The sequence below is a fragment of the Pseudarthrobacter sp. lyk4-40-TYG-27 genome (genome assembly GCF_030209295.1).
Lineage (GTDB): Bacteria > Actinomycetota > Actinomycetes > Actinomycetales > Micrococcaceae > Arthrobacter.
Genome location: NZ_JARVSH010000003.1, coordinates 658,821 through 668,589, shown reverse-complemented (window position 1 = coordinate 668,589; position 9,769 = coordinate 658,821). Strand labels below are relative to the sequence as shown.

General features: G+C 66.5%; 9 protein-coding genes and 1 pseudogene. 6 read left to right on the top strand and 4 right to left on the bottom strand.

Annotated elements, in window-relative coordinates:
- Window positions 1-353, top strand: a pseudogene (locus QRM96_RS07590) (amino acid permease); the annotation flags it as partial.
- A gap of 92 nt (window positions 354-445) precedes the next feature.
- Here the strand turns inward: QRM96_RS07590 and ggt are convergent.
- Window positions 446-2,278, bottom strand: coding sequence for a gamma-glutamyltransferase (gene ggt, locus QRM96_RS07585; RefSeq protein WP_285319058.1), 1,833 nt, complete (start codon window positions 2,276-2,278; stop codon window positions 446-448).
- Window positions 2,279-2,365: 87 nt separating this feature from the next.
- Here ggt and QRM96_RS07580 point away from each other — a divergent pair, with 87 nt between their 5' ends.
- Window positions 2,366-3,316 carry an L-lactate dehydrogenase gene (locus tag QRM96_RS07580; RefSeq protein ID WP_133832332.1) on the top strand — a complete coding sequence of 317 codons (951 nt, stop codon included), beginning with the start codon at window positions 2,366-2,368 and terminating at the stop codon, window positions 3,314-3,316.
- Between the two features lie 125 nt (window positions 3,317-3,441).
- Window positions 3,442-4,758, top strand: a complete 1,317-nt coding sequence (locus QRM96_RS07575; protein ID WP_285319057.1) for an ATP-binding protein — start codon at window positions 3,442-3,444, stop codon at window positions 4,756-4,758.
- Here the strand turns inward: QRM96_RS07575 and QRM96_RS07570 are convergent.
- Together QRM96_RS07570 and gluQRS are read right to left on the bottom strand one after the other, a co-directional pair.
- A complete protein-coding gene (locus tag QRM96_RS07570; RefSeq protein WP_018763653.1) occupies window positions 4,755-5,372 on the bottom strand; it encodes an HD domain-containing protein in 618 nt (205 codons plus the stop codon). The two genes, QRM96_RS07575 and QRM96_RS07570, sit on opposite strands and share 4 nt — an antisense overlap.
- Before the next feature lie 9 nt (window positions 5,373-5,381).
- The gene (gluQRS, locus tag QRM96_RS07565) at window positions 5,382-6,278 is read right to left on the bottom strand and encodes a tRNA glutamyl-Q(34) synthetase GluQRS (protein ID WP_285319056.1); all 897 of its coding nucleotides are present in this window, start codon (window positions 6,276-6,278) and stop codon (window positions 5,382-5,384) included.
- Window positions 6,279-6,607: 329 nt separating this feature from the next.
- Between gluQRS and QRM96_RS07560 the strand changes: the two genes are divergently transcribed.
- The 3 genes from QRM96_RS07560 (at window position 6,608) to QRM96_RS07550 (ending at window position 9,303) form a co-directional block, all read left to right on the top strand.
- Window positions 6,608-7,075, top strand: a complete 468-nt coding sequence (locus tag QRM96_RS07560; protein ID WP_018763655.1) for an Lrp/AsnC family transcriptional regulator — start codon at window positions 6,608-6,610, stop codon at window positions 7,073-7,075.
- An 84-nt stretch (window positions 7,076-7,159) separates the two neighbouring features.
- Window positions 7,160-8,641 (top strand): WXG100 family type VII secretion target, encoded by a 1,482-nt coding sequence (locus QRM96_RS07555; protein WP_018763656.1) that lies wholly within the window; start codon window positions 7,160-7,162, stop codon window positions 8,639-8,641.
- Window positions 8,638-9,303, top strand: a complete 666-nt coding sequence (locus QRM96_RS07550; protein ID WP_285319054.1) for a hypothetical protein — start codon at window positions 8,638-8,640, stop codon at window positions 9,301-9,303. Before QRM96_RS07555 ends, QRM96_RS07550 begins: the two co-directional genes overlap by 4 nt.
- A 5-nt stretch (window positions 9,304-9,308) precedes the next feature.
- Here QRM96_RS07550 and QRM96_RS07545 read toward each other — a convergent pair whose 3' ends face one another.
- Window positions 9,309-9,764 carry an Lrp/AsnC family transcriptional regulator gene (locus QRM96_RS07545; RefSeq protein ID WP_081624212.1) on the bottom strand — a complete coding sequence of 152 codons (456 nt, stop codon included), beginning with the start codon at window positions 9,762-9,764 and terminating at the stop codon, window positions 9,309-9,311.
- Window positions 9,765-9,769 lie beyond the last annotated feature (5 nt).

Genomic DNA, 9,769 nt, shown 5'->3' with positions numbered 1-9,769 from the left:
TCGTCCTCAACATCGCCTCCGTCGGCATCATCATGACCTGGGCCACCATCGTCCTGTGCCAAATCCAACTCAAACGCTGGGCCGACAAAGGCTGGGTCCAACGCCCCACCTTCCGCATGTTCGGCGCCCCCTACACCGGCTACCTCTCCCTCCTCTTCCTCATCGGCGTCCTCATCATGGTCTTCATCGACTCACCCCTGACCATGCTCGTCACCGCCATCGCCTCCATCCTCATGGTCATCGGCTGGTACGCCTGCCGCACCCGCATCCGCCACATCGCCGAAACCCGCGACGGCTACACCGGCACCTCCCCCGTCATCGCCAACGCGCCGGCGGACACCTTCAAGAAGTAACGGCCTTCGGGCTTAACCGCCGACGGCGGCACCTGGGTTCTGGAATTCCGGAACCCGGGTGCCGCCGTCGGGCGCTTAATGCGGTGGTCCTCCTACTGTGACGGTTTGACCACCATGGCCGAGCCGCCGCCGCGCCTGACCGGCTCCGCGGCGGCGAGGGTCCGGCCGTCCTTCAGGAATTCGATGGCGGTGGCCGCCCCGATCTCCGAGGCGGAGGTGAAGGAGTCGCCGGACGGGGTCAGCGTGTGGCCGAATCGCGAGGTCAGGGCTGCCCCGTACTTGTCGATGAAGGCAGGCTCGGCCGTGACGCTGGCCGTGTTCCGTTGCGACGCACGCGGCGCGGCGATGGCGTCCGGGGTGCTCATACCCAAGTCGATCTTGTTCACCAGGGTCTGCAGCACCGTGGTGATGATGGTGGAGCCACCCGGGGAGCCCAGGGCCAGGAACGGCTTGCCGTCCTCCAGCAGGATGGTGGGCGACATCGAGGACCGCGGCCGTTTGCCCGGCTCAATCCGGTTGGGATCGGTGGCGCTGTACACCGTGGAGAAGTCCGTGAGCTCGTTGTTCAGCAGGAAGCCGCGGCCGGGGACCACCATGCCGGACCCGCCGGTCTGTTCGATGGTCAGCGTGTACTCCACCACGTTTCCCCACTTATCGGAGACAGTCATGTTGGTGGTGGAGATGTTTTCGGTGTCCTTCTCCTCGGCGGCAGCAGCCGGGCCGGCCGGGCAGGCGCCGTCGTAGGAGGTCACGTCGCCGGGCAGGACCGGCTTGGTTGCGGCATGGGTTGGGTCCAGCTCGCAGGCGCGTTCCTTGCCGAAGACGGGATCAGTCAGGGCTTTCGTGGGGACTTTCACGAAGGCAGGATCGCCGACGTACTTCCCGCGGTCGGCAAACGCGAGGGCACTGGCTTCGAGGTAGTGGTGCAGGACGGCAGGCTGGTCTGCCTTCAAGGCCGGCAGGTCGAAGACGTCCAGGATGTTCAGAGACTCCCCGACGGTGGTGCCGCCGCTGCTGGATGGTGCCATGCCATAGACGTCATAGCCGCGGTAGTTCACGTGGGTGGGGTCCTGGTCCACCGCCCGGTAGTTTTCCAGGTCCTCCGCCGTCATGGAGCCAACGGGAACGGGAAGCTTGGTGTCCGGGGACTTGGGCGGATTCTGGACGGTGTTGGCGATCTCTTCGGCGAGCGGACCGTCGTAGAACGCGTCCATTCCGTTGCGTGCCAGCAGCCGGTAGGTGTCCGCGAGGTCGTGGTTCTTGAAGACCGAGCCCACCTCCGGCAGCTTGCCGCCCTGGAGGTACAGGTCCTTGGTGGAGGTGAACGCCGCGAACCGCGTCTGGTTGTCCTGGGTCTGGTTGCGGAAGGTCTCATCCACCACGAAACCTCGGTCCGCCACCTTGATGGCCGGTTTCAGTGCCTCCCCCAGGCTGATGCTGCCCCATCGGTCCAGCGCACGTTCCCATGTGGCCGGGGTGCCGGGCACGCCCACGGAGACGCCGCTGGTGACCAGTTCAGGGGTGAACGGGTAGGGCTTGCCGGTAGCGGGATTGATGAAGGCATCCGGCTTGATTCCGGCCGGCGCAGTCTCGCGGCCGTCAATGGTGCTGACCTTCCCGGATTTGGCGTCGTAGTAGACAAAATAGCCGCCCCCGCCGATGCCGGCGCTGTAGGGTTCGGTGACGCCCAGCGTAGCTGCGGCGGCAACCGCGGCGTCCACGGCGTTCCCGCCCTTCCGGAGGACGTCGATGGCCGCTGCCGACGCTTCCGGGTCCACCGTGCTGACCGCGCCGCCGTACCCGTTGGCCGTGGGACTCTTGTCGGTCTGCCGGGGGTCCGCTGCAGCGGGACTGATAGCCCCGGTGGTCACGCCGATGGCCAGCGCCGCCGTCACAGCAGCGAGCCGGCGTCCGAAATGTGGCATGGTGGCTCCTTAGTGGGGGTTCGTGTGATGGTGGCCACGCTACTCTTCGGGTAGGACACACTCAACGATTCCGAAAGGAAGGGCACCATGCCTGGTGGATCCAAACTCGCCGTAGTGGGGGCCGGGAGCGTAGGCACGTCGCTGGCCTACGCCGCGCTGATCCGCGGCTCGGCAAGCAGTATCGCCCTGTTCGACGTCAATGCGCCCAAGGCCGAAGCGGAGGCCCTGGACCTTGCCCATGGCAGCCAGTTCGCCGCGGCGTCCGCGACGGTGGCCGGCGGCGGGGACATCGCCGTCACGGAGGGTGCCGACGTCGTGGTGATTACCGCGGGTGCCAAGCAGAACCCAGGGCAGAGCCGCCTGGACCTGGCCGGCACCAACGTCCGGATCCTTGAACAGCTGATGCCGCAGCTCCTGGAGCGGGCGCCGGACGCCGTCTACGTCCTCGTCACCAACCCGTGCGACGTCCTGACGGTCGCGGCCCAGCGCATCTCCGGGCTGCCGCCGGAGCGGATCTTCTCTTCCGGCACCGTCCTGGACACCTCCCGGCTGCGCTGGCTGCTGGCCCGGCGTGCAGGTGTCTCCGTCACCAGCGTGCATGCCAGCATGGTGGGCGAACACGGCGACACCGAATTTCCGCTGTGGTCCGGGGCCACGATCGGGCCTGTCCCGATCCGCGACTGGACGGACGGCGGCGGGCGGGTCTTCACCTCCGAGAACCTGGCCGCCACGGCCCGGGACGTGGTGCAGGCCGCGTACAAGGTCATCGCCGGCAAGGGGGCCACCAACTATGCCATCGGCCTCTCCGGCGCACGCATCGTGGAGGCGCTGCTGCGCGATGACAATGCCGTCCTCCCCGTCTCCACGGTGTTGTCCGGGCAGTACGGAATCTCGGGAGTGGCGCTGTCACTTCCCAGCGTGGTGGGCCGCGGCGGGGTGCACCGGGTCCTGGACACACCCATGGACGGCGGTGAACTGGCGGCCCTGCAGGTTTCCGCTGACACCTTGCGGAACACGATGGACAGGCTGGGGATCTGAGCGGGGCCACGGGGACGGGCGGCCGGCGTCATGCAACGCCGCCGCAACCCCGCCCGCTGCGCGGTTCGCATATGCTCACCTGAGATGTCCACACTGGCTCAACGACGAACCAACAGGAGCAACCCATGACCAACTGGCGGATCAGGGATTTCCACTCAGCGGACCTCGACGGGATCCTGCACCTTTGGGAGACCCTGAAGGCGAACAACGTCGAACCTGTGTATGCGCTCTCCGAGGTCCTCGCGTCCTGCGAGAAGGACCACGCGGTGGTGGCGGTGCAGGGCGACCAGGTGGTGGGCGCCGCGGTCGGACGCGCCGCGCACGACCAAGGATGGATCGTGTTCCTGGCCACCCTCCCCGAATACCGGGGCCGCGGCATCGGCACCTCGCTGCTGGCCGCCGTCGAGAGCCGGATGGCCCCGCACGGGCTGAACAAGCTCTCAGCGCTGATGCCGGAGTCCGAAACGCGGGTGGAGGCCTTCCTGGGCAGGGGCTTTGCGCTGAAGAAGAACCTGCGGTACTTCGAGCGCACCATTCCGGTGCAGCGCCAGGAACTGGGGGCCCTGGGCCAGCTGGGCGGCCGCGTCCTCGCCCGGGACCTGTGGGAGAACGTGGCCGGCATGCGCAAGGAAAAGGAGCTGCTGGAACGCCGCCTGGTGCTCCCGCTGGCCGAGGCGGACCTTGCGGATGAATTCGGCGTGGTGCCGCCGCGCGCCGTCGTCCTCTTCGGCCCGCCTGGCACCGGCAAGACCACTTTCGCGAAGGCCATCGCATCCCGGCTCGAGTGGCCGTTCGTGGAGGTGTTCCCGTCCCGGCTGGCCGGCGACCCGCAGGGCCTGGCCGGTGCGCTGCGGGAGACCTTCCTGGAGATCGCGGAGCTGGAGCACGCCGTGGTGTTCATCGACGAGGTGGAGGAGATCGCGTCCCAGCGGGCCGGTGATCCGCCGTCGCCGCTGCAGGGTGTGACCAATGAGCTGCTGAAGATCATTCCGGCATTCCGCGAGCAGCCCGGCCGGCTGCTGGTGTGCGCCACCAATTTCATCCGGGCGCTGGACTCCGCCTTCCTGCGCCACGGCAGGTTCGACTACGTGATTCCCATCGGATTGCCGGACCGGCAGGCACGCGGGGCGATGTGGCAGCGGTTCATCCCCGCGGCCGTGGTGGACGCCGTGGACGTGGAACTGCTGGTGGAACGCACCGAAGGGTTTTCGCCGGCGGACATCGAGTACGCTGCCCGCAGCGCTTCCCAGCGGGCTTTGGAAAAGGCAGTGTACGACGACGGCGGGCTGGCATCGGGCGGTGACGCTTCGGTGCGCGAGGCGGTGCGGAAGGGCCCGTCCACCCAGGATTACCTGGATGCGATCGGTGAAACGCGCACCACCGTCAGCGCGGAGGTGCAGGCGGATTTCCTGGAAGACATCGGCTCGCTCGGCCGGGTCTAATCCCTGGAAACGTCGTCGTAGGAGAGGTTCTCGTAGTCGGTGTCGTCGTCCTCGTCCAGCATGGCGTCGAATTCCTCCAGCAGCCAGGGGTTGATCCGGGCCAGGATCTTGCGGGTTTCCTCCACGGGAACCGCCGCGTACAGCACCGGCCGGGCGTCGTCGTAGCGGGTGACGGGCGGTTTGTCCGGCCACTTTTCCGCGAGGGCCTTCACCCGTTCGGGCAGCGAGTTATGGGCGTTGTCGGCAATTTTGACCAGGGTCGCGTCGTGGTCCTCGGCGATGAAGCGGATTCCGGCCTGGTAGTCGTCGGGGTTGTCGTGCAGCCGTTTGGTGACGCGCTCGATGATGCGCACGGCGCGCTCGGAGACGCCCATGTCCAGCAGCGCCTGCCGGGTGATCGGGGTGTCTTCCGCGATGTCATGCAGGTAGCCGGCGATCCGGATGTCGTCGTCGAAGTCCGCAAGGGCGTCGCCGACGGCCAGGACATGCTCGCGGTACGGCCGCTTGAGTTTGTCCTTTTGGCGGTTGTGGGCAACTTCGGCGAGGACCTTGGCAGTCTCCACCGTGAATCGCGGCCCGTGGAGGCTCGCGTCCGCGGTTCCTGTTTCTGGCATGGTTCCAGCCTACGCGCCCGCCCCGGGCACGCCCGGCCACGTCCATGGATTCATGGGGAGCGAGCTGGGGTCAAAGGACTCCAGGGCATGGTCCAACGGACCGGGCGGAAGGCCCACGGACTCAAGGATGGCGTCGCGGACCCGGGTTGGGTCCGCTCCGGCCGTTGCCAGGTCCGCCAGGGTCACGGCGCCGTCGCGCTTCGCCAGCCGGGCGCCGTCGACGTTTACCACGAGGGGCACATGCGCATATTCCGGTACGGGAATATTCAGCAGGGACGCGAGATACGCCTGGCGTGGCGTGGACGGCAGGAGGTCCCCACCCCGGACCACCTGGTCTATGCCCTGCGCGGCATCGTCCACCACCACCGCGAGGTTGTACGCGGTGACACCGTCATTGCGGCGCAGCACCAGGTCGTCCACCATCCCGGTGAACTTGCCGTGCAGGGTGTCATGGACCGTGAATTCGGTGACGTCCGCCCGCAGCCGGAGGGCCGCGGGCCGGGTGGAGCGCTTGAACTCCAGCTCCGCCCGGCCCAGGTTCCGGCAGGTCCCCGGGTAGGCGCCTTGGGGAGCGTGCGGCGCGGAGGCTGCTTCCTGGATTTCCCGGCGCGTGCAGAAGCACTCGTAGGTGAGCCCCGCCTGTTCCAGGCCGGCAATGGCCCGGGCGTAGAGGGGACCGCGTGTCGTCTGCCGCACCACGTCGCCGTCCCAGGTCACGCCGACGGCCTGGAGGTCCCGCAGCTGTCCCGCCTCTGATCCGGCGCGGGCGCGGTCCAGGTCCTCCACCCGCAGGAGGAACGCCCGTCCCGTGGATCGGGCAAAGAGCCAGGCGAGGATGGCGGTCCGCAGGTTTCCGATGTGCAGGTCACCGGAGGGACTGGGGGCGAAACGTCCGGCGGAGGTCATAAATCCACCTTAAACGGAACAGCACAAGAGCCCCTCAGCTACCGATGACTTCGGGAATGCCGACGTCGGTAGCTCAGGGGCTCTTGCCGTGTGATGCGGAATGACATTGGTGTGAACAAGAGTCAATCTGCGGCAGCGTCCTTGCGGGAAGCTTGGTCCAGGGACCGGGTGGTGTGCCGGGGATCCTGTAGCCTGCGGGACTGCGGCGGTAGCCTGCATCCCTTATTGCCATGATTTCAGCAGATGCCCTACAGTAGGCGCAACCGAGGTCACTCGGACTGGTCAGACTGACTAATTGATGATGCACAGCAAAGCAGGAAGTGGTCAGATTGCAGGAACTCGATTCGACCGACAGGCGCATCCTGGCCGCGCTTGATAACGATCCACGGGTGCCCATCATGGTGCTTGCCCAGAAACTGGGCCTTGCCCGCGGCACCGTCCAGTCGCGCCTGGAGCGGATGGCCGCCTCGGGCGCCCTCCGCCCCAACAGCAGCCGGGTCCTGCCCTCCGCGCTCGGCCGTGGCGTGGCCGCAGCTGTCAGCGCAGAACTGGACCAAAGCCACCTTAACGAGGCGATCGCTGCGCTGCGCAAGATCCCCGAAGTCCTGGAATGCCATGCCCCCGCGGGGGACACTGACCTGCTGATCCGCGTGGTGGCCAAAAGCCCCGACGATCTCTACCGGGTCTCCGAGGAGATCCGCCTCTGCCCGGGCATTGTCCGCACCTCAACGAGCATGTTCCTGCGCGAGGTCATCCCGTACCGGACCACCGGGCTCCTGCAGGAGGGGCAGGGGTAGCCTGGCGCCCACAGGGCAGCTCTCCCCATCGCCGCCGGTCGGCGGCTGCGGCTAGGCTGGCACGGGATCCAACAGGGGGAAAATATGGCGGGGAATTTTTACGGCGGTGATGTGGCACAGCTCCGGCAGCTTGCCAAGGACCTGTCCAGGAGTGCGAGCCGGCTCGAGTCCCTGGGCCAGCAGCTCTCCAGCAGCATCGCTTCAGGGCTGTGGAAGGGGCACGACGGCGACAGGTTCCGCAGCGAGTGGACCTCCTCCCACGCCAGGTTGCTGAGGTCTGCCACCGCAGGGCTGGAATCGGCGTCCAAAGCATTGCTGGCCAACGCGGACGAGCAGGAGAAAGCCAGTGCCGGCGGTTCCGGCGGGACTGGAACAGGAGGCTCGGGCGCGTCCGGTGGCGGTACTGCGCAGGAACTGACGGATCTGCTGACCGGCATGTCCCCCTCGGAGCGGCTGCAGTACCTGCAGGGCGCGGAGTTCCGCCAGTGGGCCCTGGCCAACCCGGAGGCGGCCAAGGCAGCAATGGACGCCGCCGCAGATTCCGGGCTGATCGAGAAGAAGTCCCCGGAATATGCGGACTTCCTCAGCTCGTACTGGAACAACCAGGCGATGCTGCAGATGGGGATCGACCCCTCCACCTGGGACACCTCCAAGGGGACCGAATACAACTGGAATACCATCCGCAGCGTCTACGACTATTACGGACAGGCCTACCTCGCGAACCCCGACCTCCAGTGGGCTGGAATGGCCAACATGATCGGGCCATCGTTCGCCGGCGGTTTCCGGGACATGGCCGTGCTGCGGGACTTGGCCCGCCAGATCGCGGACAACCCGGCCTCCGATGTTCCCCTGCCGGTCCTGGACCAGCTGGAGCAGCTTGCCGGCATGTCAGACCAGGAGATCCGCTTCTACGAAACCAGCATGCTGGACATGAACAAGGAAATCTTCCTTGACCAGGCACGCCAGCACCAGGCCTACCTCAACGGCGGTATCGAAGAAATCAACCGGCTCCGCGACTCAGGCGCCATCGATCCCGAGACGGCGCGTGCATGGGCCCAGGTGGACTCCGGCATTCCGGATGAAGTTCGGAAGGGCAATACGGCCCTGCTTTACCGCGAGCAGAACGACATCATCGCGGACGACTACGACTCCATGCGCAGCCACCCCGGCGGTGAAGCCGTGACATACATGGTGACCCTCGCCGGCGAACCCTCCATCCCGGGCGCCAGGAGCTATCCGGAGGTATTTCCTTACAGCTTCAGCGTGGAAAGTCCCGGCCCGCAGAACATCCCGTTCACCAACTGGGACAACCCGGCCCAGTTCCGCACCGATTTCACCACCGGCTTCCCGGACGGCAACATCGCCAACGCGGACCAGCGCTGGAACCTCATCAAGCAGGACACGCTGCCTGCCTATCAGCATCTGTTGGCAACAGATCCGGCCCGCGCGGCCGGGATCATCGGATCCGACTTCGATGCCCGGGTGGACCAGTACCGGCCCACCAACAACATCCCTGCCATCATGGGCCGCTTCCTTGATGGTTTCGGAGCCGAGGTGCACCAGTGACGACGCCCTTTCTTTCTGCCGGCCGCGCACTGCGGCCGCGTGCCGGCGTCGTCCTGGTCCTCCTGGCCGCTGCTGCACTGGCGGGCTGCGCGCCCGCCGCCCCGACCTCCACTCCGCCGTCCGCCTCATCACCTTCCGCAGGGAGCACCGTGCACACTTCCGAATTTTCCACTCTTGACGCCGCCGGCGTGGATGCCATCCGCGAGACGAGGAAGGCCCGCCTGGACATGCGCTCGGGCAGGCTGCAAAAAGCGTCGGTGAGGCTGACCGACGACAGCTTTGGCCCGGAGATCAACACCCGCGACCTCGGCAAGATTTCCCTGACCATTGCCGGTCCCACCGGAGACGTGCAGGCCGAAACAGACCGCATCCGCTTCAGCACCACGGAACAGGAGCCCGATTTCCGCGAGGTGACCTATTTCCTGACTGCAGGGTCGCTGGAGGAGTACACCGGCCTGATCCGGGACGGGGTTGAGAAGTATGGGGTGGACTCTGCCGCCGCGGAGAGGTGGATCAGCAGCATGGAAAGCAATCCGGGCACCAAGAGCAATTTCTCCATCACGTCCGGCACCAGCACGGGACTTGAAGTGAACTACGACCTCCGCTACGACGGCTCGAAGGACGTCCAGGTCATCATCGTCCACGTCAACCCGCTGACCTAGCCTTCCTACACGGGCGGACCGGCGTTGGACTTGAGGTTCTTCATCACGAGGGTGGACGTCAACCGCTCCACCCCGGGAAGCGATGTCAGTTCGGTGTCGTAAAAACGCTGGTAGGCGGGCAGGTCTGCGGCGATGATCTTCAGCAGGTAGTCGGGCGAGCCGAACAACCGCTGCGCCTCCACGATGTTGGGATTGTCCGCCACCCGGTTCTCGAAGATTTCCATGGTGGGACGGTCCACCTGGCGCAGGGTGACGAACACGATCGCCTCGAAACCCAGGCCGACCGCCGCCGGGTCAATGTCCGCCTTGTAGCCGCGGATCACGCCGGACTGCTCCAGGTCACGCAGCCGGCGGTGGCAGGGCGCCACCGTCAGCCCCACCTTTGCGGCGAGCGCCGTGGCAGTCATCCGGCCATCCTCCTGGAGGTAGCGCAAAATATTCCTGTCAATGCCGTCTATCACGCAAT